The sequence below is a fragment of the Nocardia sp. NPDC051981 genome (assembly GCF_040680715.1).
Lineage (GTDB): Bacteria > Actinomycetota > Actinomycetes > Mycobacteriales > Mycobacteriaceae > Nocardia.
In genome coordinates, this window is the sequence record NZ_JBFAXK010000011.1 from 210,267 (window position 1) to 235,772 (window position 25,506).

The 25,506-nt window shown below is 65.4% G+C and carries 15 protein-coding genes; 7 read left to right on the forward strand and 8 right to left on the reverse strand.

Features of this window, described 5'->3' with window-relative positions:
• Window positions 1-95: 95 nt before the first annotated feature.
• On the forward strand, window positions 96-2,861 hold the full coding sequence (locus AB0L60_RS21180) for a DEAD/DEAH box helicase family protein (protein ID WP_364616492.1): 2,766 nt from the start codon (window positions 96-98) through the stop codon (window positions 2,859-2,861).
• A 12-nt stretch (window positions 2,862-2,873) separates the two neighbouring features.
• Here AB0L60_RS21180 and AB0L60_RS21185 read toward each other — a convergent pair whose 3' ends face one another.
• The 4 genes from AB0L60_RS21185 to AB0L60_RS21200 form a co-directional block, all read right to left on the reverse strand.
• Window positions 2,874-8,600, reverse strand: a complete 5,727-nt coding sequence (locus AB0L60_RS21185; RefSeq protein WP_364616579.1) for an AAA domain-containing protein — start codon at window positions 8,598-8,600, stop codon at window positions 2,874-2,876.
• A gap of 120 nt (window positions 8,601-8,720) precedes the next feature.
• Window positions 8,721-10,169 (reverse strand): serine/threonine-protein kinase, encoded by a 1,449-nt coding sequence (locus AB0L60_RS21190; protein WP_364616495.1) that lies wholly within the window; start codon window positions 10,167-10,169, stop codon window positions 8,721-8,723.
• Window positions 10,170-10,198: 29 nt separating this feature from the next.
• Window positions 10,199-10,915 carry a hypothetical protein gene (locus AB0L60_RS21195; RefSeq protein ID WP_364616498.1) on the reverse strand — a complete coding sequence of 239 codons (717 nt, stop codon included), beginning with the start codon at window positions 10,913-10,915 and terminating at the stop codon, window positions 10,199-10,201.
• Window positions 10,916-11,014: 99 nt separating this feature from the next.
• A complete protein-coding gene (locus AB0L60_RS21200; protein WP_364616500.1) occupies window positions 11,015-12,991 on the reverse strand; it encodes an N-6 DNA methylase in 1,977 nt (658 codons plus the stop codon).
• A 158-nt stretch (window positions 12,992-13,149) separates the two neighbouring features.
• Between AB0L60_RS21200 and AB0L60_RS21205 the strand changes: the two genes are divergently transcribed.
• From AB0L60_RS21205 to AB0L60_RS21225, 5 genes are all read left to right on the forward strand, one after another.
• Window positions 13,150-14,085, forward strand: coding sequence for a hypothetical protein (locus AB0L60_RS21205; RefSeq protein WP_364616503.1), 936 nt, complete (start codon window positions 13,150-13,152; stop codon window positions 14,083-14,085).
• Between the two features lie 100 nt (window positions 14,086-14,185).
• Complete coding sequence (locus AB0L60_RS21210) at window positions 14,186-14,560, forward strand: DUF732 domain-containing protein (RefSeq protein WP_364616506.1); 375 nt, start codon at window positions 14,186-14,188, stop codon at window positions 14,558-14,560.
• Window positions 14,561-14,596: 36 nt separating this feature from the next.
• Window positions 14,597-14,926, forward strand: a complete 330-nt coding sequence (locus AB0L60_RS21215) for a hypothetical protein (protein ID WP_364616509.1) — start codon at window positions 14,597-14,599, stop codon at window positions 14,924-14,926.
• Between the two features lie 278 nt (window positions 14,927-15,204).
• On the forward strand, window positions 15,205-15,843 hold the full coding sequence (locus AB0L60_RS21220; RefSeq protein ID WP_364616512.1) for a DUF4352 domain-containing protein: 639 nt from the start codon (window positions 15,205-15,207) through the stop codon (window positions 15,841-15,843).
• A gap of 739 nt (window positions 15,844-16,582) precedes the next feature.
• Window positions 16,583-17,815, forward strand: coding sequence for a DNA sulfur modification protein DndB (locus AB0L60_RS21225; RefSeq protein ID WP_364616515.1), 1,233 nt, complete (start codon window positions 16,583-16,585; stop codon window positions 17,813-17,815).
• Window positions 17,816-18,203: 388 nt separating this feature from the next.
• On the opposite strand, the gene AB0L60_RS21230 is transcribed toward AB0L60_RS21225, so the two are convergent.
• The 4 genes from AB0L60_RS21230 to AB0L60_RS21245 are packed head-to-tail and all read right to left on the reverse strand — an operon-like array spanning window position 18,204 to window position 20,641.
• Window positions 18,204-18,734, reverse strand: coding sequence for a hypothetical protein (locus AB0L60_RS21230; RefSeq protein ID WP_364616518.1), 531 nt, complete (start codon window positions 18,732-18,734; stop codon window positions 18,204-18,206).
• A 2-nt stretch (window positions 18,735-18,736) separates the two neighbouring features.
• Window positions 18,737-19,957 (reverse strand): hypothetical protein, encoded by a 1,221-nt coding sequence (locus AB0L60_RS21235; RefSeq protein WP_364616521.1) that lies wholly within the window; start codon window positions 19,955-19,957, stop codon window positions 18,737-18,739.
• On the reverse strand, window positions 19,954-20,271 hold the full coding sequence (locus AB0L60_RS21240; protein WP_364616524.1) for a type VII secretion target: 318 nt from the start codon (window positions 20,269-20,271) through the stop codon (window positions 19,954-19,956). Before AB0L60_RS21240 ends, AB0L60_RS21235 begins: the two co-directional genes overlap by 4 nt.
• 13 nt (window positions 20,272-20,284) lie before the next feature.
• Complete coding sequence (locus AB0L60_RS21245; protein ID WP_364616527.1) at window positions 20,285-20,641, reverse strand: YbaB/EbfC family nucleoid-associated protein; 357 nt, start codon at window positions 20,639-20,641, stop codon at window positions 20,285-20,287.
• 775 nt (window positions 20,642-21,416) lie between these two features.
• On the opposite strand from AB0L60_RS21245, the gene AB0L60_RS21250 reads away from it, so the two are divergent.
• Window positions 21,417-25,175 carry an AAA domain-containing protein gene (locus AB0L60_RS21250; RefSeq protein WP_364616531.1) on the forward strand — a complete coding sequence of 1,253 codons (3,759 nt, stop codon included), beginning with the start codon at window positions 21,417-21,419 and terminating at the stop codon, window positions 25,173-25,175.
• The last annotated feature ends 331 nt before the right edge of the window (window positions 25,176-25,506 follow it).

Here is a 25,506-nt window from a genome sequence, read left to right on the forward strand (position 1 = left end):
CAGCTCGAGTACCTTCTCGCTGAATCGGTCACTGTATCGGTCGATCTCGCCGACGCTAGTATTCGCACAGTTGTCCGGCCACGGAAAAGGTGAACATGGTCGCGGAGATCACGGTGCGGCACGCAGCCGAGAACACTGCGAGAGCAGCCCTGACGCGCCGGATCGCGGTCGCGCTGCTGGGCACGCCGTGCCAGTCTGCGCAACAACTCAGCGTCAGCCTTGGCCTGACTGACGTCACTCCTACCGTGGTGACCCAGCTGCTCTACAGCGAACCGAATGTCTTCGAGATCCTGGGTCCCGAGCAGCCCGCGATCTGGGCAGTTCGTGAGGCAGCCGCCGAACTGGTCACGCAATGGGCGCAACCGGAGCCACCGCGATCGGTGACACCGCAACCGGATTCGGAGCAAGCCGCCCCAGTCGCCCCACGGACCGGCTACGCCGGGCCGCCCCTACGCGCCTGGCAGTCCGAGGCCCTGGAGGAGTGGGCGCGGCGGGACCGGCGCGGAATCGTCGAGGCGGTCACCGGGTCGGGCAAGACCGCAGTCGGGATCCACGCTGCCGCCACCGCACTGGACGAGGGCCGGCAGACCGTGATCCTGGTGCCCGGTATCGACCTGCAGACCCAGTGGCTGGAGCGCCTGCGCTCGGCGCTGCCCGGGCACCGGATCGACCGGGTCGGCGGCAAGGGCCCGGCTCGGCCGCCGGCGCAGTGGGATGTCCTGGTGGCGACGGTACAGACGGTGTCCAGTACCGCGCTCAAAGTCCCGCCCGGCGCAGTGCTGGTGGCCGACGAGGTGCACCGTTACGGTGCGGGAAGTTACGCGAAAGCCCTGACCGAGCACTATGAATGGCGTCTGGGCCTGACCGCCACGCTCGAACGCAACGACAATGCGGTGGAGCAGATCCTGCTCCCCTATTTCGGGGGCCTGGTACCCGGCTGCGATTACGCGCGCGCCCGTGCGGACGGCATTCTCGCGCCTGTGCGACTTGCGCTGGCGGGGGTCCATTTCACCCCGCGCGAACGCGCCAAGTACGACCGCGCGGACGAGGCGACACGCAAGGCCAAATCAGTGCTCATCGACGGGTACGGCGCACCGGACGACTCCTTCGGTGAATTCATGGCCTTCGTGCAGCGCCTGGCCGAGCAGAAGACCGGTGAGGCGGCGCGCCAGGCGCAGCGCTTCCTGAAGTACTTCGCCGAACGTCGCGAGGTGCTGGCCGACTGCCAGGGCAAGCTCGATCTGGTCAGTGCCCTGCCCATCGCGGAACTCCGTGATACCCAATCGATCTTCTTCGCCGAGCGGACTTCGACAGCCGGGCAGATCCAGTCCACGCTCCAACAGCTGGACCTTTCGTGCGGATTCGTCGGGTCCGGTCTACAGCCCACCGAGCGCGAGCGGATCATCGCCGGTTTCCGGCATGGAGAACTCCGTGCGCTGGCCGCACCACGCGTGCTCGATGAGGGCATCGATATCCCCGACGCCCAACTGGGCATGGTGTTGGCCGCCAGTCGCAGCAGACGGCAGATGATCCAACGCATGGGCCGGGTAGTACGTCCCAAATCTACTGGCAGTGCTGCGCTTTTCGTGGTGGCCTACGTCTACGGCACACCCGAGGACCCTGCGCTGGGCGCGCACGAGGCGTTCCTCAGTGATCTGGAATCCGTTGCCGAGGAACGCGTCAGTACTGATGCGGCCGGACTCCCGTCGATCCTGCGTTCCTGGCTATCCGACTCGAGTGCCCAACAGACCGCTCACACCGATTCTCGACACTCCTTCGAATCGGCCACGGCTACACCCGCGCCCCGGCCTTCTACCGAATCCGGCACGGCCCCAGGCGAACCCCACCGGACCCGGCATCCGACCCCTGCCGACTTCCGCGCACCGGTACGCGAAGTTCCTCGCAGCCTGCAACACCCGACGAGTGCTCCCGGGGAACAGGCGCCGACCCCAGCCGCAGCCGATGTGCGCACCGGCGTGCCCACACCGCTCGAGGCGATGGCCCAAATGCCGACGCGGCGGTACTTCCCCGGTGACCGGCAAGCCCCGCAGTCACCCGCAGCGCAAATACCGAAGGCCCCGCCCACTGACCCACGTGCACCTGTCTTCGTGCCGCCACTGCACCGGACTGAAACCGGCACCCTGACAGGTGTTCCCGGAACCAGCGACGTCGAGGCACTGACGGCTGGAACCTCCGCTGCCTCGTCTGTCGCAGCCGCCGACACCGCCGGTGCCGCTGCGGCGGGGTTCGAAACTCGGACAAACGCGAAGACAGCCCACGCGGCGGAGTTTGAATCCTCATTGGGCGCCGAAATCTCCGATGCCGCGTCCGCAGATCGGGCGGCCGAGCCGACTGGGCGTCGTGCGTCAGTGAGTCCGCCCACTACCGGCGACCCGTCGCCACACCGGGCCGACGCCGAGAATGATGCGGCGGATTCCGCTCCGGTCGTGTCCGATTCGCACGCGTACAAGGGGTCTGGGCCATCAACGCAGCCCACTGCCCCTACTGTGCCGGTGCCCTCTGGGCCCACATATTGCGAGCGGGTGGCCGAGTTGCTGGGCGTGCCCGACGTGTCCGGTTACTGGAAACATGCGGGCCACGCCACCTCGGGGGCAGACTTCGACAGCTTCGTGGAGTGGCAGGCCGACACGCTCTATTACCTGTCGCGTCCGTGGGACGGCGACACCGCGACCTGGCGGCGGACCATGCGCGCCATCATCGATTGGGCGGCCTCGCCCGCCGACCCGATCGACACCTTCCTCGAGGTTTCTCGCGCCGTGAGCGAGGTCGGGCCGAATCGGACGGAGCTGCTGCGGTTCGCGGCCACCATGCGCGGACGCGAGCTGGCGGACTTGCTCTAGGACGAGCTCGATTCAGTCGTTCGCGCCGAGCCGCCGCGCCAACGGCACCACCAATGCGAGCGCGGCAATGGTGTTGTCGGTCAAGCGGGTCTGCCCGACCGCGTTGATGACCGCACGGAACAGTGTTGCGCGATCGGACCATCCGTGGCGCTCGGCCTGATGGGCCATCACCTCCGCCAGTTCGAGCGGCGGAATCTGCTCGACCTTGCGGGGGCCCAGTCCACGCCAGCGGGATGCCGGCTGTTCGGGCAGCCGATAGGTCAGCAGCGCTGGGTCGTCCAGCTCGAGCGCGTTGTCCACCACCAGGTTCCCCCGGGCGACCGCCGCGCGCAGCGCGATATCCAGCTTCTTGCGAACGTGGTCCCGTTCCCGGGTCCGCGCCGAGGCCACATAGGCGGCCCGCAACCGTGCCGCGGTCACCGGGCCCTCGACGGCCACGATGCGCAGGAAGTCCCCGACGATCGTGGCATGGTCGGCGCTGGTCGGGCTCTCCAGCTGCTCGGTGAATGCAACATAGGATTCGATGACGAGGCGCCGCCCATCCGGCATCGCACCGTTCGCTGCCGAGTCGAGGCCGCCCGGGCCGGCCGCCGGCTCGTGGTCGTCGGCGAATCCGTTGTGCCCAGCCATAACCGGGTCGATCCGGCCGTCCGAATTCGAACCGTTGTGGCCGTTCGCGGCGGTTTCACCACTACGATCTGCAGTCCCGCCGTTTCTCGATGCTCTTTCGGGAAACTCATCCGTCGAACCAGCCCAGCCATTCGCCGCCAAAGGCACGTTGCCGAGCGCTGCGGCAACGATCGACGGTGCGGAATCGATCTCAGACGAACCACGGGCGGCCGCATATGTGCCGGTTCCGCTCGAGCCAGCAGAGGCGGACGCCGCGGATTCACCTATCGGCTCGGCGGTCTCACTCATCTGAAGCGCTGGCTCGGCAGTACCGCCTCCCACCGTCGCGGTAGCCGGTGCTTCTACCGACGAGGGAATCGAATCTGCGTCGTCTCCCGAATCCCCTAGCAGGTTGGCCGACAGCGAACTCGCATCTGACACTGTCCAATCGCCAGCGAACGCGTCCAGCTCGCCAGTCCTCGGAGGTTCTGCATACCCGGTGGATGCCTCACTATGGAATCCGGAAGGGGCCGGATCATCGCCCAACGATCGGTCGGCCTCCCCCTTGGTTCCCAACCGCACCGTCAGACGTGAATCGACAAGTTCCTCCGTCGTCCACACTGATTCGACCGGTACCAGCGACACTCGTTCTCGCAGTTCGGGACTTGCTGGTTCAACCGGCTCCGGACCGGCGGCGGCCAGCAATTTCGCCAGGCGACGCTGTTCCTCCTCGGCTATCGGATAAATCCCCTGGTCTTCCAGCAGCAACCAGAGCTCTACCAAACAGGCATCCGGGTCGACGATGAAGTCCGCCAGGCGGATTCGATGAAACGGCCAGCCGCACCGTTCCAGATCGCGTTGCCTGGCAAGATCCTCCCGATACTGGTCGGGACCGTTCCAATGATCGCCGTCGCAATGCACGGCGAGCTGGCCGCCTCCGCCTGTGACGACCATATCGATGTCGTAGCCGGTTTCGGTGTAGTGCGGGGTGACTCGGTAACCGCGGTCGACGATGCGGTTGTAGACCTGCTGCTCGAACAGATACTCGAACGGCTCGACAAGGTAGTCGTCGGAAAACCGTTGCGGCGGTTCGGCGTCCACGTGGGTACGGGCTTCGATGCCCTGGCAGTATTCGAGCAGCCGCAGCCTCAGGTCTGCGCTGTTGTGTAGATGCTCTGCGGTCACCGAGTGGTACAGCCACAACTGGTCACGGGCACGCGACACAGCGACGTTGTAGCGCTGCGCGGCGCTGTCGGTGGTCTGCGCCGCCAGCCGTCGGTCCGGGCCGGGCGCGGCCACCAGCGACAGGAAGATCACGTCACGTTCCGCGCCCTGGAAGTCGGCCGCGTCGCCGCAGTGCAGCTCGCGCCGCTGCATCTCCTCCGGGCCGATGCGCGCGACGAGTTTCTGTGCGATGTGCTTGGCCTGTGAGGTACCCAGCAGCGAGATGACGCCGATGGATTTGCCGTCGTAGCGCGGATCGGCGAGGCAGCTCTCGATCTGCTGGACGATCCGATCGGCCTCGGCCGGATTGACCTGGCTGGACACCTCATGGCCGTCGGCCACATGCACGGTGCGAATCGGGTCGAGCCGATCGCTACCATAGCGGCGCACCGGCACGAGCGGCACGCCCTCCGGCTCGTAGGCAATCTTGTTCGAGAATCCGATGATCTCGGGCACGCAGCGGCGGTGCTCGATCAGTGTGAGCTTCTTCGGGTATCGCATGGACGCGTCGTCGAACAGGCTGAGCTTGGTGTTGTACCACGAGGACAGATACGTGTCGTCGTAGAGGTACTGCTTGGCCAGCCGTTCCAGCTCGCCCGCGTCGACGCCGACCGCCGAGGGCGACACCTGCTTGTCATCGCCGATCACGACGATGCGCGGGGCGAGGTATTGCAAGAACACCGCCTCCGCCCCGGCCTGTGAGGCCTCATCGACCACCACCACGTCGAACATGTCGGCGGTGACCGAGAACTGTTCGACCACACGGTAGATCGGCATGATCCACACCGGCACCGCGGCACGGCAGTTGCCCAGCGCCCGCTGAATATCGGCCCGATCGCGGTCGGCGTACTTGCCGGTGCCGCGGCCGAGCCTCTTCACAAGTTGCGCGTAGTGTCGCAGGTCCGCCCGGGCGCGATTGGTCAGCCGCCCGACCGCCAGATCCCACGCGGTGGTGGCCGCACGCGCGGCCGCCAGCTCACGTAGCTCGGCCTCGACATCGTCCAGGCGGCGGCACAATTCGTTGACTCCGCCAACATTGTTGGTGGTCAACCAGTGCCCGACCGTGGCCCAGCGCCAGGCCATTTCGAAGCCGGCGAGCCGCGCATCCCAGTCCGGGTCCGCGGGATCGGCAGTGATCGCGTCGCGCAGCAGTGGCAGGGCGGTCAGATCCACGTCGATCTCGTGCCTGCGAGCGAGCCTGCGGCGCAATTGATTCAGCTCGGCCAGCCGGTCGTGGGCCTGACGGTAGGCTGCCGTGTCCCGGTCGTGGGCGGCGACAGCGAGCTGATCCACGGTCGCGGTGGCCCGGGGATCCTCGCGCAGCGCGTCCAGCCGTCGGGTCAGCTCATCGAGAGGCTCGACCGCGCGGTCGAGCGCCTCCCGCGCGTCCACCGCGTCGAATGCTTCCCGCGCGCCGCGCACGCCGATCGGGTCGGCCCAATCCGGTACGGGCAGTGCGAGATCCCGCAGGCAGGTCGCGGTGTACTCGAGCCTGCCCGCGTAGTCCAGCACCTCTGCCAGCAGCGTGAATGCCACACGATGCCGGGCGACGCGGTCGCGCAGCACACCCGGCGCGGTAGCCTGCCCGCCACCAGGCCAGGCCAGGTCGAGCTGCTCGAGGAGTCGCTGGCCAAGTTGTGCGTTCAGGAAATGGGTGAGCTGCTCGACGGTGACGGGGATGCGACCGTCGATCCGGACCTGTTCGAACAGCGGCTCGGAGAGCTTGACCACGCGAGGCGCAGTGAGCCCGGCCTTCGGGCGACCGTCGGGATGGAGTTTCAGTGCGCCATGGGTTTCAATGTGCGACTTCAGGTTTTCGGCAAGGCCGAGCAGCGTCGCCGGGTCATCGACGGTCACCTGGACGGTCGCGTACGCGAGCGCGGCCACCACCACGTCGGCCTGCGTGAGCAGATCCGCGATAGCCGCGGCCCGGGAACGCCATTCGAAGTCACGTCCGCTGTGTATATCGGCGAGGGCGGTGGCGGTCCAGGGTTCGGTCCGGTGGCTCAGGTGCCGTAACCGGTCGGCGAGCTCGTCGAGCAGTGCGCACACCCGGCGGCGTTCGTCGCCGGACAGCCCGGCTATCCGCGCGGCGGCCGGGTCGGCGTCGTAGTGCGCGTAGCCGTGGCGGTATTGCGCCGCTTGCTTTTCAGCCGAGCACCATTGGCCGAACAGATCCGCCGGCGGCAGCGCCGTGGCTGCGACGATGTCGGGTGCGGCGACTTCCGGATCGTCGAGATTATTGTCCAGCAACAACGTTCGCCATTCGGTGACAAGTTCGCTGGCAATCGGGCAATCCTGCTCGACCTCGTCGACTACCAGCTCGGAAATCCAGCCGAACTCCGATCGTGCCTCGCGCCAACGCAATGCGATATCGGCGATGGTTCCGGTATAGCCCCCGACCGAGTGTGTCGTGACATCGCGCTCACGCAGCGTCAGCAGTTCCTGCTGGATTGCCGCCCGCCGCTGCCGTGCCAGCGCGATCGCCTGGTCGTTGGCAGCGACCGCGGCCGCACCGGCCGCCGGATCATGCTCGTCGGCGGCGTGTGAGATGCGATTGACCGAGGCCTTGAGGTCCTCGAGTTCGCGCCGCGAGTCGCCGACCACCGCGACGGACAGCGGTTTGATCTGGTCGGGCAATTTGGCGCGCACCTCGTGCAGGGCGCGGTCGGTGTGCGCGGTGATCAAGACCCGCTTGCCCTGTGCGAGTAAGTGCGTGATGAGGGCCGCCGCGGTGTGGGTCTTACCGGTCCCAGGCGGACCCTGCACCAGCGTGTGCGCGTGCTTGTCCACGTGCTCGAGGATCCGCAGCTGAACATCGTTGAGCTGCAAGGGGAGAAACTGATCCGCGCCGTCACGCACGATCGCACCATCGCCCGCGGTGGGCGCCGGCACGGGCTCGAAGTTCGGGTCGACCAGGTTGTGAATGCCTGAGGGCAGTTCACCGGTGGAACGAATAGTCTCCGCGATGGTGCGCAGCGCGGTCACCATGCCCCGATTGCCACGTTTGCGGAGGATGACGGCCGGTGCATAACCAGCCGCCGGATGCGCCACCGCATCTCCAGGTCGAATGTCATCGGCGTACACCGCGTCCGGGTTGATGCAGTTGATGAACATGCGCACCAGCGCGCCAACATTCTCCCGATCGAAGGGGTCGATCTGACCGTCCCGCGCCTCGGTCTCGGCACGCTGTAGATCGCTCGCGGCCGACATCTGCGACGGATCGAGAATCTCCTGCAACTCTGCGGTGTACCCCGTGACGCCCGGATCGATCGATGCCGAGATCGCGCCGTAGTCGGAATCGAACCCCAGTACCACCGGCATAGTGAGCACATGCCGGCGCACGAGACCGACCTCGCTGTTACGCCAGGTCAGAAAGCCCAGGGCGAGAACGGCTTCGAGGGTTTCAGTGGCCCCGCCATAGCGGGTGTACATCTCATACATGGTCTGATAGAGACGCCGCACAGCCACTTTGGGCAACGCCTCCCGCGCCCATTCCTGCCAGCGCGGCAACCATTCTCCGAAGGCTTTGCGAATCTCGGGATGGTCATCGAGCCGAAGCACCTCGCCCGCTTCACCATTCCGGGTGGGGCGTAATCCCGGCTCACGTTCCGGGTTGTCCCATGCTTTGTCGAGCCACCGACCCAGTTGCGAATCCGGTTCCGGCGCGGACCCGATCGTCACCTTCTGCACCATGAGAAACGGCTTGCCCGGATCGGCCTGCTGATAGCTGACGGCCGGATGTTCGGGCAGGTCGGCGACCCAGATGACCTCGCCGTCCCGCTGATACGCGGCAATGTCCTGAATGCGGGACATGCGCAGCGTCTGGGCTTTCGCCAGATATTCGAACAATCGCGCGCCGCGATCGGCGAGATCGTTCATGACGGGCGTCCGGTCCGCTCCCATACTCGGCACCTGCTCCTCCATCAACTTCCCTGAAATCGCGGCCACGGCAAGCTATCGACGGTCGCCGCGCATCCGCTACTCGACATGTCCGCTCGGTCCGGAACTGCCGAATTCACTGCGCTACGGCTTGATGTGGCTTATCTGCCCGGCGAGCTCGATCACCCGACGATCCTGTTCGCCGTAACGGACGGCCATTTGGCTGTGCAGCCGCTTCAACCGGGTCAGGGCATTGCGGGTGTCGCCGAGCTGCACATGACAGGTGGCGAGCTGCCGCTGGCAGTACATGACCTGGTCGTCATAGGGACCGCGCTCGGCGGTCAGATCGTCGATCAGCGCGCGGTACATATCGGCGGCCGACGAGTAGTCGCCGCTCTCGAAACGCAGATCGGCCAGTTTCACCCGAGCCTCGACCACATCCGCGTCGCGCGAACCCAGCAGCGGGACAGCCGCTTCCATCACGGTCTGCAACTCGTGGATCGCCGGGTCGTAGCGGGATTCGTCGGCGAAATCGCGTGCCCGGCGCACGGCCCGCTGTAGGTCGGCCCGGCTGAAATCGCCTGCCGGGGCGATAAGGGGCTGGGGCGCCTCGGGTTTGGGCAGCTGGTGGGTGGGGGCGACGAGGGTCATGGCCGTACGCGCGGAAACCATCGAGCCGACAGCGAGGGCGTACATTCGTGCGGGGCTGTGATTGTCGTTGACCTCGGGTAGCTCACCGAGATCGGTCGCGTGCCGGACCAACACCGCGTGCACCGACGCGGCACCGTCGGGCCGCCGGTCCGGCGACTTGGCCAGCATGCTCATGATCAGCCGGGCCATTTCGACCGGTACCTCGGGGCGTTCGTGCCGGATATCGAGCGGTTGCAGATGAACCTGGTTCTGCCACACCGCATACGGCGAACTGCCCGTCATCACCCGGTCGCCGGTGAGTAGCTCGTGCAGGACGAGTCCCAGTGCGTAGAGGTCGGTCTGCGGCACCACCTCACCGCCCTCGACCTGCTCGGGAGCCATGAACGCCGGGGTACCGAGGGTATGACCGGTCATGGTGTAGCGCGTCATATCCGAATCGGGCGCGACCGCAAGACCGAAATCCAGCACCTTCACCGTGCCGTCGGCGCACAGCATCAGGTTGGACGGCTTCAGGTCCCGGTGAAAGATGCGGTTGCGGTGTGCCGCCGCAAGCACCGCCGCAGCCTGCCCACCCAGGTTGGCGACGACTCCGACCGGTTGCGGTCCACGTTCGGCCAGCAGCTTGTCGAGGGTCTTACCCTCGATGAATTCCATAACGAGATAGGGACGTTCGGGTCCACCTGGAGTCGGCGAGCCGGTCCCGGCATCATGAATCACCGGTAGCCCCGGATGATTGAACCTGGCCATCAGCTCCGCTTCCCGGAAGAAGCGCTTGTCCCAGTCAGGATCATGATCGAGGCTCGGGTGGGTGAATTTCACGGCGATACGGCGCTTGAGGTGACGGTCGAACCCCTCGTAGACCTGCCCCATGCCGCCCGCGCCTATCTCGTCGAGCAGCTCGTACCGGCCGCCCACAACCTGCGGTTGCACCGCTTCTACCACCGTGACTCCTGACAAGCCGACACGCCAACCTACTCGTCGCCAGCTACGGGGCGGAGCTTGCCCTGAGCCAGCCCACCGAATCCGGTTCGTACCAATAGTCCGATATTCGCCCGTTGCCTCTGCAAGGCGGCCTCGAGGGCGGTCAACTGCTCGAATGCCTTGCCGTACCTATGTTGCTCGGCCAGTGGGATGCGCGGAACGGCGACTTCGTAGATGTCGATGTGGTTCCCGTCGGCCGCTTCGACTGCCGCCCGTAGGATCCCCGCCAGGAAATAAGCATCGATGGCGTCGGAGTCGGCGCGCACCAGGCGAATGCCCGGCCCGAGCAGCACACCATTGTCGGTACAGACCCGGACGGCCGGCTCGGTGCTGATTGCCACCGCGATATCGCCGACGCGGATTTCGATCGCGCCCGGCGCGCAGGCATCACCCCAGCGCGACGGCGCACGGCCGAGCCGAACATCCTTGGCTGACAACATGGGAGTGTCTCCGCCGGTGGCCCCGACGGTCGGCGGTGCTTCGTGGAGGTCGATCACGCCCGCCTCGACGAGATCTTCCAGGGGAATCGACGGATGCGAATCGGAGTCCGGTTCCAATACCGGTGGCCTCCACGCTGATTGCCCCAGCAATGCCGAGCAGCAGGTGGCGTACTCGTCGTATGGGTCCGGGCGGCGGGCAATCTCGGATGCGTCACCGTCTTCACCTTCGACAACGGTGCGGTGCTGCTGCCCCGCGGCCTCGCGCATCATGACCGCCGCTCTCCCCACACCCACATCAACTGTCCGACCAGCAGTAACGGTAGCAGCGGTGTAGCCCACGCGTCGGGTACGCGCGATGGATGGCACTTATTGTCGGTCCTCGGCACGCTCGGGAAGCAGCGCTCCGGCGGTGAGTCCCGTGGTCACGAGTTCCGCGACGTTCTCAGTAGCGTAGGTAGCACGCCGCGCGGCGGTGCGCAGCAGGAACAGTAGCCGAAACATCTCGCCGTAGCGTTGCTGCTCGGCCAGTCCCAGCACCGGGATGCGCAACCGGGACGGATCGAAACGAACGGTGGATGTCCGTGTCGCCGAGACATTCTCGGCGCCGGTCAGGAATCCGGCGAGGAACCAGGGATCGAGCCGGTCCGGATCAACTCGCAAGGTGTGGATGTGCGGGCCGCGGATCGACCCCGCATCCTCCGCGGTTGCCACCCGGGCGCTGCGCCCGCCGGTGCGGTCGCTCCGCACGGTTGGAATCAGGACGTCGCCGATTTCGACATCAATGTTGGTCGCCGGTGCGGAGGACGCTGCGGTACCCGAGGCTGGGACGCCGGTCGCGATGTCCGGAGCAGTGAGAATACGGCGCTGATCGTCCAGTACGGCAGGTTCCGCGCTCGGCGGCTCGGACCGAATCCATTCCAGCTGACCGTGATTCGACAGGTCGGCAATGGTCATATAGCGCCACGACTTGCCTGGCGAGGCCGACCATCCACCCAAGTCGCCTGTCACCGAGGACAATTCCGACGCCGCGCTATCGAGTCGGCGAATCGCCTCCTCGACCTCATCGGAGACGGTATCCGCGTCCAGCGAGGATCTCATATATCTGGCGGGCGTGAGGTCGACCTCTTCGGTCAGCACATCCACCAGTCGGACGGGCACCGCCAAACCCGATTCGGTCGCATCCTCCGGCCTCGGGCCGTCGAAGGCCCGCCAGGCCTTGAGCACTGCGTCGCCGAGCGCGCGGTCCTCACCATCCGTGCTCGAGGGAAGGCCGGTGGTGTCGATGAACAGCACCGAGTCCGGCACCGGCGCTCCCGGTTGCGGGCGACGCAGGATCCAGATCTGTAGGCCCACATGCCAAGGCTGGGCGGCACCCGGAGCCAGGCCGATCACGGCGCGCAAGGCGCCGGTGCGCACCAGGTTGGCACGGATCTTGCGGCCGGATCCACGCGTCGCCACGGCGGGCGGGAGCAACAGGACGGCGGTCCCCTCCGGGCGTAGGTGCGCGAGCGCATGCTGAACCCAGGCGAGCTCCGACTCCGCCCGGGGAGGCAGGCCATAATCCCATCGCGGGTCGAAGGCCAGCTCCGTTGATCCCCAGTCACGTTGACCGTACGGCGGATTGCACAACACGGCATCAGCGCGCAGGTCAGGAAAGGCGTCGGCGGTGAGGCTGTCGCCCGCTCGCACCACCAGCCGCGCGCTGGCTTCCGCCTCCAGTAGCAGCCGGGTGCGCTGCACCTGCACCGGCAGGGCGTCCTGCCCGTAGAGCTCACTCGCACCGGCCTGGGCGGCCGCGAGCAGTACCGAGCCACTGCCGCAAGCCGGATCCAGCACGACGTGCGCGGCACCCGTCCCTGGGGAATTCGCCAGTGCTGCCAGCAATTCCGCCACCCGGGGCGGGGTTACATACAAGCCGGTCGCCGTGGTGTCCTCGAGCGCTCGCTCTCCCAGGATGTCGATGGCCGTTCGGGCACCTTCCGTGTCCGCCGCGCGCTCGAAGATGTCCACCGCCTCGTCAGCGAAGTCCTCCGTGAGATCGGGGGCTGCCCAGCCTGCCCCGGTAGGACTCAGTGCTTCCAGCACACGCATGGCCGCGTCGGGTGTGGTGCGTGCGCGGGCAAACGCACGCAGCTCGTTCACCGCCGACGTTTCGGAGCCGAGCCGATGATCGGCCAGCCATTGCTGGACCTCGTGCAGGTCGAACTCCGGACGAGCCTCAGTGCCCGCGATGGACTTTGGAAAGTCGGCGTGCCGTCGTCGCCAGTTGCTGACGGTGGCGCGGGTGACACCCGCCAGCCGGGAGATCTCCGCAGCGCTGACTGTTGACACGGGCTTCGGCATGCCACTCCTCTCGTGTACCTTCCTCCACCCTGGTCGACAGATGAGCAAAAATCAATCTTGGCGTTCTCATTGACAATGCTTTCACGCCATCTTAGTGTTTTGCATCGCACAGACATCGAGCCCGGTGAAACCACCACTCGCCGATCGGGGAGGAAGACATGACTCGGCAACGCCATCTCCGCAACCGCGCTCACCGCCGAGCGACCCGGGCCCACGGCCGCGAGCTATCCCTCCGAGTTGCCGGCACTCACAACGTTCAGCCCGACTACACCGCGATCCCCCGCTGCGCCGACTGCGGCAAGATCCGCTACTCCACCCAGCGCGAGGCCGATCTCGTCCTGGCAACCTTGGACCGCACCAATCCGGCACGGCGGGAAAAGAATTCGTACCGTTGCACCGCGTGCGGCGGCTGGCACCTCACCAGCTGGACGACCACGGAGCACGGGGACTACGTGGCCGTCGCATTCTCGGCCGCGGCATCGCACTACCGCGTATTCCCCCTATCGGCGTACGTCCCAGCGGCGGAAACCACCAGGGAGCCACTGGATCTGAGCAGCATCGCGGCAGACACTGCCCCCGTGCCGACACCGGCCGAGGTAGCCATGCGAACCGCTTCTGCGCCGTTCGAGGGAGGGCTAGCGGGGCTGCTCGCGCCCAAACCTGCCGCGTCGCCCAAGCCCGCGACGACTGCACCCTCTGAGTCCCCGACGATGGAACCGCCCGAGTTCGCGCCGACCGCATCGCCCGAGCTCACGCCGCGTACGCCGCTCGGGAGCGTGATGCAGGCGCTTGCTACGCCTGCCGAGGTGCCGCCCTCACCTGCGGCGCTGCCCTCACCGCAATCAGCACTGCCGCTGCCGAACGCCGCGCCAGCGCTTGTGGCTCTGCCCCCACGCACCATGCCGTCACCCGCCGAGGTGGCCGCACGTACGGTGCCGATCAAGCGGGCGGAGGCGGCCCGCCGACAAGCCGAGGCGACCGCGAAGGCGAACGCTGCTGCCACACAGCGGAATCCGGCTCCGGCTCCCGCCAAGCCTCGAAACATGCTGCGTGCCATGTTGCGCCGCCTCGTGCGGCGACTCCGCCGCAGCTGACTTGCTATCTGACGTCCCGCGGCCGGTGCTCCCGGCCGCGGCGACCCCGCACGCCCATCGGGCGTCGCGATCCCCCATCAACCCTATTCCAGAAGGAATCATGCGCACCCTCTCGACCTTGCTCGCCGCCGGCGCCACCGCCGTCGCCCTCTCCGCCGCGGCGCCCGCCGCCCTGGCCGCCCCCGATACCGGATCCGCGAGCGGCTCCTCCAACGGCTCCTCGAGCCCCGGCTGCGGCCCCCGCAGCGCCGCCGACCTGCGCTTCCTGCGGGCCTCCCATGAGAACGAGAACAGCTGCACAGTCCAGGACCGGGCCATCAGCCTCGCCCAGGCGCAGTGCCAGTGGCTCGACGCCTACGGCAACTCCGCGCACAACCAGATCGTGCTCGCCGAGAAAGCCCGCAACACCTTGAAGTACCCCTACACCTTCCTCGATGCCGCCATCAGCGCGTACTGCCCGCAGTACAAGCTCTGACCCTTATCCGTAAACACACGAAAGAGCTGAAACGCCATGCGCCACAACCTCATCAGCACTCTCGCCACAGCCGCCCTCGCCGCGACCTGCACCGTGCTCGCCACCATCGGAACCGCCCACGCCGACCCCGCCACCCGGCTCCACGAGGGCATGCAGGTGGTCGGGCAGGACGTCGCCCCCGGCACGTACTCCACACCCGGCCCCCGCGAGCAGGACTACGGCTACTGCTTCATCACCTGGCTGCCCTACAAGGGCGCCAAGGATTCCGAGGCCACGGACATCCAGTCCTACTCCGGTGCATCCTACGTGCGCCTGAAGGCCGGCGACGTCATCACCGTCGAGGGCTGCGCCTGGACCCTCGAGTAACCGAGCGCTTCCAGTAACCGAGCCCTCGCGTAGCCGACATGCCGGTCGCGTGCGGCATCGCTCGTTCTATCCCGCCTCCGAGGCGGGAAGCGCGGCAACCACCCCGTCTCCCGCCTCGCCCACCCAGCGAAATACCAGGAACGCCAATGACTTATCAGCCCCCGCTACCGCCCAACGAGCCCACGTCAGGACCCTATTCGGCCACGCCACCGCCTTACCAGGCCACACGGCCCTACCCTCAGGCGCAGATCCCTGGGCAGTACCCACCGCAGTACCCCATGGCGCCTGTCCCGCCCAAGAAGTCGAATGCTCTCAAGATCATCCTGCTGATCATCGCGGGCATCGTCGCCCTCTGCGGCGTCGGCGGAGTGCTCGGCGGCAAGAACACCAAAACCGCTCAACCCGTGTCGACTTCGGCAACCAGCTCCCCCACGCCCGCCGGCAACGCCCCCGCTCCCGCTGGCAACGCCCCGGCCCCCGCTGCGGGCACACCCGCCCCCACCACCGAAAAGCCCCCCGCCCCGGGCCTCAACACCCCCGTCCGCGACGGCAAGTTCGAGTTCGTCGTCACCGACATCCAAACCGGCATCAAGCAAGTAGGCACCAACCCCTATCTCCGCAAAACCGCCCAGGGTAGCTACACCATCATCTCCCTCACCGTCCGCAACATCGGCAAGGTTCCCTACGGCTTCTCCCCGTCCGACCAGGACGTCTACGACGCCCAGAACCGAAAATTCTCCAACGACGCCGCAGCCGCGATGAACCTCCAGTCCGACACCAGCCTCTACGCCAACCTCAACCCCGGCAATTCCATTACCGCCCAGGTGGTCTACGACCTCCCCGCCGACTCCACCCCGGACCACATCGTCCTGCACGACTCGATGTTCTCGGGCGGGGCGACGGTGTCGCTGCGGTAGCGGCAAAGCCGCAGCGAAATCACTCATCCGAGGCACTGGCGAACTCGGGCTCACGGCCATCGATAGAGCTGTTCGGAAAGTACTGCAACGCAGGCAGATTCATACAGTCTGCCGGTAACTATTGCACACCTTGACATTTCACGTGAGGCACATCCGATGGATCATTGGGCAGACGTATCAGGTCCGGGTTGGAGACCTCCCGAGGATTGGGGCCCGTATGTGTCGGGACGGTGGGGCTATTCGAGACGCGACCCCGGAAACTACGGGCCCACACATGCCAATCCGATCTCTCCCGACGAGCTGGTGTGGGTACTGGTAGACCCGGGCTTTCCCGCCGTCGCTGTACACCATTCCACTCGGGACTGCGATGTTCTCGCAGTCGAGCGAGCCCTGGCTCACCGTTGCGGCGGCAGCCCAGCCATCGAACCTCACGGGTACAAGAAAGTATGTTCTCGCGCAACACCGCTCGCCTGCCCCGTATGCGACCGTAGTCGGACCGACGAATCCCTGCTACGGGACTGCACGATCGCTACCCACGAGGGCATGCGGTACGGGAGCATCGTGCGCTGGCGCGAGACACCGGACCGTCGATGGTTCGCAATAGTCCGCTACCGCAATTCAACCGGAGACCTGATCGTCGGCGTACTGCCGAGCGAACGGCTGAAACCGGACCCCGAATGAACTACCCACGCCGGCCCGGACCGGCGCACCCAATTACTCCCGAACGAAAGGACCCTCAATGACCGGCAACCCTATGGGACTCATGGAGCACGATGGCCTCGATCACGCACTGGCGGCCGCATCTGCCGATGCCGCCGCGGCCGGCGCTCGCGTCTTCCCGTGCACCGTCTTCCAGCAGGGCGTTCGGACGATGATCTCGACCTCCTTCCCGTACTCGTTCCTCACCCGTCAGGTGGTCGCCGAATCCGCCGACAAGGGTGGTGATCCCGCGAATACGACGAACCGCCCGCTGATGACCGACCACGTCAAGAGCATCAACCACTACGTCCGCGAGAACCGGGGCAACTACATCCTCCCGCCGGTCACCTTGAACGCCCGCCAGCTGCCGGCACTGCACGTACCCCGGGGCAACTTCAAGAATCGCCTCGGTTTCATGGTCGTCGGCGACAGCGTGCGGTTCTATGTCACCGACGGCCAGCACCGCATCACCGCGATCAAGGGGCACGGCACCGGCCGCAGCGCTATCCCCGGTCTGCTCGACCTGGAGATCGGTTTCGAGGATGACAGTCTCGCGGTGCTCATCGTCGTCGAGGACGATCTCAAGCGCATTCATCAGGATTTCGCGGATGCTGCACAGACCAAGCAGATTCCGGCGAGCCTGCTCGCGGTGTACAACACCCGCGAACCCATCAACGGCGTCCTCGCCGATCTTGTCGACCAGACCCGCCTTTTCCGGGGCCGGGTCGACGCCACCTCCAGCAAGCTACCCAAGGCCTCGCAGGCGGTGTTCCTGCTCAACCAGGTTCGCCAGTTCGTCAAGGAACTGCTGTTCAACGACTACGCCCTCAGTGAAGATTCGGTCGCCAAGCAGAGCGCCCAGCTCATCGGCGACAAGACGACACGCGACGAATTCGTCACGGACGCAGTCACTCTCATCGAGATCCTCTCCGAGCATATGGATCCGTGGCGCGAGATCTGCGAGCTGCCCACCACTGGTGGACCCGCGAACCAGGTCGCCGACTTCCGGCAGAAGTACATCAACCTGACCGCGACCGGACTCGTCGTCATCGGCCGGGTCGCCTACGAGATCCGCAAGAGCCCGGATCTCGACTGGCGGCTGGAACAGTACAAGCGCCTCGCCACCGAGATCGACTGGCGCCGTAACGCTTCGATCTGGCTCAACACCATCATCTCCGCGGACGGCAAGGTCGCAACCCAGCGTGGTCCAGTCCGCGACGCGGCGAATCGTGTTATGGAACAGCTGGGGCTGCAGGTGGATGTGGACCTGTAGCAGGGGAAGTCATGGCTGGGCCACAGCCCTCCCGATGGCCTCGGGTCAATTCACCATTGGCCCGAGCCTGAGCGACCGAATCCGGAACACTACGGCGACGGGTAACCCTCGCGAGCAAGAATGGCATTCGGGCGGTTGGGTCGCGCTGGTCACTACCAATCCGGGCCCTTGATTGAGCCGCGTTCGTAATAGTCGTCGTCGAAGCTCGCGTCTTGTGGATCGGTGCCGAACGGACGCTCGGGTGCAGGCGCTGGTCCTGAACCCGGAGTAGTCCCGGCGGGTTCGAGGGTCTACGTCCTCGCGGTGCCGAATGCGATCTTGACCTACGCCTGGGCGGCGCTCGTCATGGCAGCCGGTCACCTAGTCCGAATCGGAATCCCGCACAGGACTATGGTTGTGCGACCAGCGCTTTGCCACCCGCGATCAAGACGGATTCGGTAGTCAATGGCTCGTTGTTGTGGAAGTAGATTCTTCCGATATTTCCCGAGGACTGCTGTACAGCCTGCACCGGCCGCGAGTTCGCTCCCGGTTCATCCTTGATGAAGAGAAAGTAGTCCACCGCGGCCTGATCGTCGTCGGGCACCGCCGGCAGACCTTTCCAGCAGCTCTCGGTGGTGTGCGCAACCGAGTTCAATTCGGCGCCCTTGGTGCCAGCCGGGACCTCGACCATCCGGGTCCAGTCGTCGGACCATCCGGCGGCACGGGTGATGTCGATGAACCGAACGGGCCCAGGACGAGTCGCGGCATTCTCCAACTCGTTTCGCAGACGCGTACCCGACCCCAGGGACTCGCCGCTGTGTGCCAGATCGAATCCATCACAGGCAGGCTTGCTCTCCGCATGAGTTCCGATAAGGGAACAGCCGCTGAGGATCGCAGCCACCACAGCGACACATGAAACGAATCGAGTCTTGCGCATCATCCTCACTTCTTCCCCGGCAGCGGTACGGACGCGTCCGTCGGCAGGCCCTGCATGTTCGGGTCGGGGATCTGGTTACTCCATGTGATCTGCGGGTTGGCTTCTGGGCTCGATTGCCCGATGATGATCAGCTTCCCATCGTCGATAGCCTGCGTCACCTTGGCCCTCAGTTCCTCAGGCGATGCATCGGGGTTACTCGCCCCGATTTGTCTGCCAATGCTGTTGTTGTACAGGTCCATCGCTTCGCGAGGGCCCTGCTGACCGCCGACTCGCTCGTGCGCTGTCGTGTACTCCTTGGCGAAGTCTTCGCCGAACCTCCTGGTGAGCAGAGCATTCCAGTATGTGTGACGAAACGCGTCGCCTTGCCCGTCATTGAGCGTCCTGCCCCCGGCGAGACTTTCGCCGAACTTGCTTTGTTTCGCAGCATCGTTCGCCTCGGACTTGATCTTGTAGAAGTCGATCAGCGCCTTCGCCCCGTGCGTCGCAAGCAGATTCGTCAAAGCGTTCATTTCGGATTTGGTCATCGACTGAGGCACGAAGTCGGGATTGACCGCACGGATGAGTTCGAGTACTGCGCCACTCGGCCACACCACCATCTCATCCGGGTTCACCTGGTTCTCGAGCAGGATGCGCGCCAACTCCGGATCGGTCGGGATATTCGCCATCCCGAGTTTCACCGACTCCGTGAGGTTTTCCAGAACTCCCGCGATGGACGCGATGTTGGCATCCGCCACCATGATGTTGTCCAGCGCCTCCCGGAACATCTTGGTCAGGATGCGTTGCTCTAGCTCTTTCGCCGCAATGGCGCCCTCCGGATGCCACCAGTTGCTCTTCGCCGTTTCCCAGTTGGACTTCCGGGAGAGCACCTCGCCATCGTCCTTGTAGAAGAGGTCCCACTTCGAGGCCGCGGTATTTGCGGCGGCCACTTGAATCTTCGCGATCTCTACCTGGAAGGTATTGCAGATCGCGGTAATCTTGTTCGCAAGTGCCGCATAGACATCCACGGTTGCGAGGGTGTCGGTCTTATCCGACTCACCACGGGTGCGTGCCGCTTCGCCGCCCTCACCGATGAAGTATCCGTCGGACTTGGCGATGAGGCCCGCAGCCGACACCGCTTCAGCCTCGATGTCCGGTCCAACCTTCGTCAGGGTGTCGACAACATCACGCAGGTGCTTCAGATCCCAGCCGAGCACCATCGGCACGGTCAGAGGCGTCTTGTCCGTCATCGCGGTCGGGCCTTGTCGATATCGCGCGCATTGGTGTTGTCCACGCCCTCGAACGTGGTGGCGGCCGCGTCGGTCAGGTCGGCGATGGCCCGCAACCGACCGACGTGATACTTCAACACCGTATCCAGGGTCTTGAGTGTTTCTTCGACGGAGATGGCGATCTGCGAGCCCTCCATGCCGGTCACACCTTGCTTCAGACCGCGGGCAGACTCACGACTATCCTGTGCGACCGGCGCCTTCCGGGCGATAGCATCAGCGCGTTGTCGTACATCTGTCGCGAGCTGTCGCATGCGTGCCAGATCGATTTCCACCATGTCAACGCAGCCTTCACATCGAGAAGGTAATGGGGGTGGGACCGAGTTCGCCCAGCTCCTCCCACTCGGCCGATACCGCCTGCGCCGCGGCCGCGGGTCCCGCGATTACTTCGCTATATGCCTGCTCGGCTGCGGATGCGGCCTGCTCACACGCCTGCCGGTGCAGGTTTGCGATGACAGTCGCCAGCCGGGCGGGGTCGCTGCTCATGGCGTGCGGTGCGATTCGGAGATCGGTGATCACCTTGTAAGCGTCGACCTCCAAAACCACGAGGCCACCGTGGGACTGGGCTCGTCCTCGCACCCTGCCGATCGCGGCATCGATCAGTGCCGCACGGTCCGCAAGCCGCTCGTCCTCGCTCATCCTCCCCATCCAGCTCGAACTACACCCATCCGAATTGTCCGTCTCGCCAACGCTACTGGTCGGGCGCACGCCACCGCAAAACGACCTGCTGCGCCGATAGCCTCGAACTGGTTCAACAGGTCTTCCCCGCCTGGATGATTCGTTCCAAGGGGTTGTGGCGTGGCGAAGCCACGCACCCACAACCCGCCCCGGTATGTGGTCTGGGTGATCTAGTGAAAGAGGTTGCCGCACCGCATGTTCGAGCTGGGGCGATGGAGAGGGTGGAACAGCGTGGCGTAGATCAAGGTTGTGCGCGCACTCGGCCCATTCGAAGGCGTCGAAACAACGACAGCCGCGAGGAGCCAGCACTACAAGTCAATGACTAACCGTCACAGCCGGTTTCAACAGTATCAAGTACGGACCCATGCTCGGACCCATCGAGCCACCCTGGCCGAACAGTGTTTCTCCGGGGTCGCAACCCAACATGGTCCTGCCCGGAACGCGGCGATCCGCGTCATGGAAAAGCTGGCCTTCAAGTGGATGTAGACCTATAGCAGGAGTTCATTGTCAAGCCGTGGCCCACCGATTGGGCCCGCGCGGCCGCGGAGTAGGCCATCGTGAATCTTGTTGCGCCGCTTCGGAGCGACCATCCCTGCCGGACTCCCCAGCCGATCGACCGCTGGCCGGAGCCCGAGTGACAGAATCCGGGCGACCAGCTCGAGGCTCGTCACGGCTCGACCGCCGAAGGTATTGTCTTTTCAAGTGCTGCAATGACTTTGGTGAGCACAGGGGAAGGAGCAGAGGGGTGGCGGATGCAGAGCAGGCGAGGATCGTCCGATTCTGGCGGGCGGTGGAGTATTTCAGCCCACAGAAGGTGGATTCTCCGAAGGTCCGATCCACAGAGGTGGAACGAATCATCAAGGGCCGCAAGCTACTTTGGGAAGCGCCGACCAAGCCAGTGGCCGACAAGTTCGTGTGGCGTTACACGGTCTATGCCGGGATCTTCGACATAGCGAAGATTCGCGACGTGCTACAGAGCGCGCTGCCCGCCCCCGAACCCGATCCCGACCACGATGGTCGGATCAACGGCCAGAGCGCGCTATTGAGTCTGACCCTGGACGACTCCGGCCGACTGTACAAGGAGAGCGTCACCATCTCCTCGTGTGCATGGGCATTGGGCAGAACCGTGCTGCCTCCCGGTCCGGGCAGCGACGAATGGCTGGAAGGGTTCGAGGAGCACAGTAAGGACATGCTGGCCATGCTGTTCGAGATCGGTGATGGCCGAGTGCCGATCGATGAAGCCGGCCAGGTGGAGTCAGGAGGCAAACGGGCCCTGCGGGCCATCGCCGGCGTCACGACGCGGGTGGCGCTCGACGTGGTGACCGGTGGCTTGGCCTCGGTGTCGGGTCTGGTCAGCACTGTTGTCGAGGATCAATTCGGTCCTGTTGCGGCAAAAGTCGCCGAGAAGGTGGCCGATTCGCTCACCAAGGATGCCACACAGGCGATCGAGAAGCGCGGAAAAAAGTCCGGGGATGACTCCACGGACGCCGCCGACGAGGAAGACGCGGGTGCGGCTGACGAAGACTCCGAACCGAAGCAGCTGGGCACCAAGGTCCTGACTGTCGAGGATCTGTCGGCGATTACTCGATGGGTCGCCGAGGAGCTGGGTGTGGACGAAATCCTGGAGCCGACTGAGATCTGGGTCAAACCCTATCGGGTCCCGATCGCGCACGCAGACGACGTGTCCGGCGATGAGATCATCAACAGCTTCTATGCGAAAGACCTGGAAAAGGTTTCCACCGAGCTGCTCAGTGGGAATGCTGGAGCAGCCCTCACGTCGTATCTGCGGTCGGAGACCTCGATCGACAACGAGGCGCGAATCGACCTCCGTCAACGACCGCAGGAGATGCTGAGATCCTTGACGCCGCAGTCGATGCCGTTGGGCCGCTGGCCCGCCAACCCGGACCATCCTCTGACCCTGAGCCAGCAGTTCGCTGTGAACCGCATTTTCATCGAGTTGGGCGACCGTGAGGCGCGCGGTATCTACGCCGTCAACGGCCCACCGGGCACGGGCAAGACGACAATGCTGCGCGATCTCATCTCGGCGGTGATCGTGCAACGCGCCGTGCGGCTGGCGGAGCTGCCGAATCCGCGCGCGGCTTTCCAACTGGATTCCGCCGCACTCCGCTGGACGTGTGCCGACGGCCCTTGGACGCGGACCATCGTCCCACTGATACCTGAGCTGACTGGATTCGAGATGGTGGTCGCATCGTCGAACAACGGTGCGGTGGAGAACATCACGATGGAAGTGCCGTCGGCCAAGGCTATCCATGCCGACACCTTCGCCGACGCCGACTACTTCTCCGGACCGGCGACCTTGCTGGCCGGCGAGCCGTGCTGGGGAGCGGTCGCCGCACGACTGGGGCGGCGCAACAACAGGTCCGAGTTCGTCAAGCGCTTCTGGTGGGGGAATCGCGACCGGTCCGCGGGCGAGCGGAACGAGAGATCGGAACTCTTTGGCCTGCACAAGATCTTGAAGGATCTCGACGGACAAGGAATGCAGCCGGACCTCGGATCCTGGGAAAGTGCCGTGACCGAATTCCGCGCCGCCGTCGCAACCGTGGATCGGTTGACTCAGGAGCGACAGCAGGTCTCCGAAATCGCAGAGCGGGTGGCAACCGAGGATCCGACGCTGGCATTGCTGCGCCGACAGGTAGCCGACAGCCAGGAGCGGATCACCCGGTTACGAGACTTGCGCGACGAGCTCGCGCGCGCTGAAACCGAATCTCGTTCAACGAAGCATCGGGTGGAGCACACCGTGGCCGACGCCCACCGTGCGGTCGAGGCTGCCGATATACAGGCCCGCGGAGCTCTCGATCGATTGAACACCGCCGAGCAACGGCTGTACGAGCATGCCGGTACGAAGCCCGGCTGGGTGAGGCGTGTGCTCTCGCTGGGCAACGCCCTTCCGGAGTGGGAGAGGACAGCGCGCCCGTTCTTGGACGAGGTGGAGAACGCCCGTGCCGCCGCGGCTGCAGCCGACCAGCGATGCGCCGACCGTGAGGCGGAGTGGCACGACCGGCAACGCGCGCTCACCAACGCCGCGGCGGAGGTCGCCCGGCAACAGCAGCGGGTGCGGCAGTGCGATGAGGCTCTCCGGATGGCCGGTGCCGACGCTCACCGCGCGGATCGCTCTGCACGGCAACGGGAAAGCGAGATCCAGCGTGAGGCGGCGCTGCTCGAGGACGCACGCGAGCGCTGGACGGACCACGTTCCCGGCGACGAATGGAATCCGCTCGACTACGGGCGGGCGACGATGGAACGCCGTGAGAGGTCCTCGCCCTGGATGGACGCGGAGTTCGCGACTGCCCGGTCAGAGATTTTCATCGCCGCCCTCCGCCTGCATCGTGCGACACTCACCGCACTGCCCGAATTGGCCTGGAACAATCTGCGGGCCGTGGTCGATGTCGTCAACGGTGATGCGCCAGTTGATCTCCCGGCGCAGAAGGTGCTGGCGGCATGGCAGCTGCTCTTCTTCGTCGTGCCGGTGGTGTCCACCACCTTCGCATCGATGTCGACGATGTTCAGCGCATTGGGCCGGGAAGCCCTGGGCTGGCTGTTCATCGACGAGGCCGGCCAGGCGACGCCGCAGGCCGCCGTCGGAGCACTATGGCGTAGTCAGCGCGCGGTCGTCGTCGGCGATCCGCGCCAGCTGGAACCGGTCGTGACATTGCCGTGGCCGGGTCAGCAACGGCTGTACGCGAAGTTCGGCCTCTCCAAGCGCTGGGCGCCGCAAGTCACCTCCGTCCAGTCGATCGCTGATCGGGTCAATACCTTCGGTACGTGGTTGTCGGAGCCCGATTCCCTGGATCGGATCTGGGTAGGTTCACCGCTGCGTGTACATCGGCGCTGCGATCAACTGATGTTCGAGGTCAGCAATGCGATCGCCTACGACAACCTGATGGTCTACGGGGTCAGTGGTAGAGACGACGATTTCGCGTTGGGCCGTAGCAACATGTGGGTCCACGTCGACGCGCGTCCCGGCAGGGAGAAGTGGAACCCGGAAGAAGGTCGTCAAGTACTCGCAATCCTGCGCCGAATCTCTCGCCATATCGGCGAGGCGCTCGATGAGGAGTGGATCCAACCCGATCCGGAGCGGACTGGAACTCGGCGAGCCCGCCACGACGAGATCGCCGAGCGGCTCGAGCAGACCGTCTTCATCGTCAGTCCCTTCCGCGAGGTGGCGATCAAACTCGATCGCTACCTCGCCGACAACGGCATGCGGATACCCCGTGAACGGCTCGGCACAGTACATACCACGCAGGGCAAAGAGGCCGATATCGTGATCCTGGTGCTCGGCACGGGCTCGGATGAGAAGCGAGCTCGCGAATGGGCGTCGGCCAAGCCGAATCTGCTCAATGTTGCCGTCACCCGGGCCAAGCGGCGGCTGGTCGTCGTCGGGGATTTCGACAGTTGGGCTTCGCTGTCGAACTTCAGCACCCTCGCCGAGCACACGAGACCGGGCGGGTTGCTGGAACGCTGGCCGACACCGGCCGGGAGGTGAGGCGCCGGCTTCGCCCAGCGGTGCACAGCCGGGCACCGGCCGTTGACGGCACTCGCGTCTTTGCCGTTGCGTCGGAGCCAGCGGGCGAAGCCAGCGTGTCGGTTGTAGTGCCAGCCGACCTGAAGCGTTCATCGACTGCTGCGCAGTGATCTGCCCGAGGTAAGCCGTGTGGTACCGCGGTCCTGTCGATTTTCGAGGTCAACGTTGTGCGGTGGCATCCACCACTTGATATGCCGTGGATCGCCCCGGGTTTGAGGGAGACCGTTGGATCTGGAGAGGATCAACGGTATGGCTGGGAATCGGAGATATCCGCAGGAGCTGCGGGAACGCG

Excerpts from the sequence above, each read along its gene's own strand:
- AB0L60_RS21200 (WP_364616500.1), bottom strand. The coding sequence starts at position 12,991 with ATGCCGAAGCCCGTGTCAACAGTCAGCGCTGCGGAGATCTCCCGGCTG.
- AB0L60_RS21240 (WP_364616524.1), bottom strand. The coding sequence starts at position 20,271 with ATGGTGGAAATCGATCTGGCACGCATGCGACAGCTCGCGACAGATGTA.
- AB0L60_RS21215 (WP_364616509.1), top strand. The coding sequence starts at position 14,597 with ATGCGCCACAACCTCATCAGCACTCTCGCCACAGCCGCCCTCGCCGCG.
- AB0L60_RS21230 (WP_364616518.1), bottom strand. The coding sequence starts at position 18,734 with ATGATGCGCAAGACTCGATTCGTTTCATGTGTCGCTGTGGTGGCTGCG.
- AB0L60_RS21245 (WP_364616527.1), bottom strand. The coding sequence starts at position 20,641 with ATGGGGAGGATGAGCGAGGACGAGCGGCTTGCGGACCGTGCGGCACTG.
- AB0L60_RS21195 (WP_364616498.1), bottom strand. The coding sequence starts at position 10,915 with ATGCGCGAGGCCGCGGGGCAGCAGCACCGCACCGTTGTCGAAGGTGAA.
- AB0L60_RS21185 (WP_364616579.1), bottom strand. The coding sequence starts at position 8,600 with ATGGGAGCGGACCGGACGCCCGTCATGAACGATCTCGCCGATCGCGGC.
- AB0L60_RS21225 (WP_364616515.1), top strand. The coding sequence starts at position 16,583 with ATGACCGGCAACCCTATGGGACTCATGGAGCACGATGGCCTCGATCAC.
- AB0L60_RS21205 (WP_364616503.1), top strand. The coding sequence starts at position 13,150 with ATGACTCGGCAACGCCATCTCCGCAACCGCGCTCACCGCCGAGCGACC.
- AB0L60_RS21180 (WP_364616492.1), top strand. The coding sequence starts at position 96 with ATGGTCGCGGAGATCACGGTGCGGCACGCAGCCGAGAACACTGCGAGA.
- AB0L60_RS21235 (WP_364616521.1), bottom strand. The coding sequence starts at position 19,957 with ATGACGGACAAGACGCCTCTGACCGTGCCGATGGTGCTCGGCTGGGAT.
- AB0L60_RS21210 (WP_364616506.1), top strand. The coding sequence starts at position 14,186 with ATGCGCACCCTCTCGACCTTGCTCGCCGCCGGCGCCACCGCCGTCGCC.
- AB0L60_RS21220 (WP_364616512.1), top strand. The coding sequence starts at position 15,205 with ATGGCGCCTGTCCCGCCCAAGAAGTCGAATGCTCTCAAGATCATCCTG.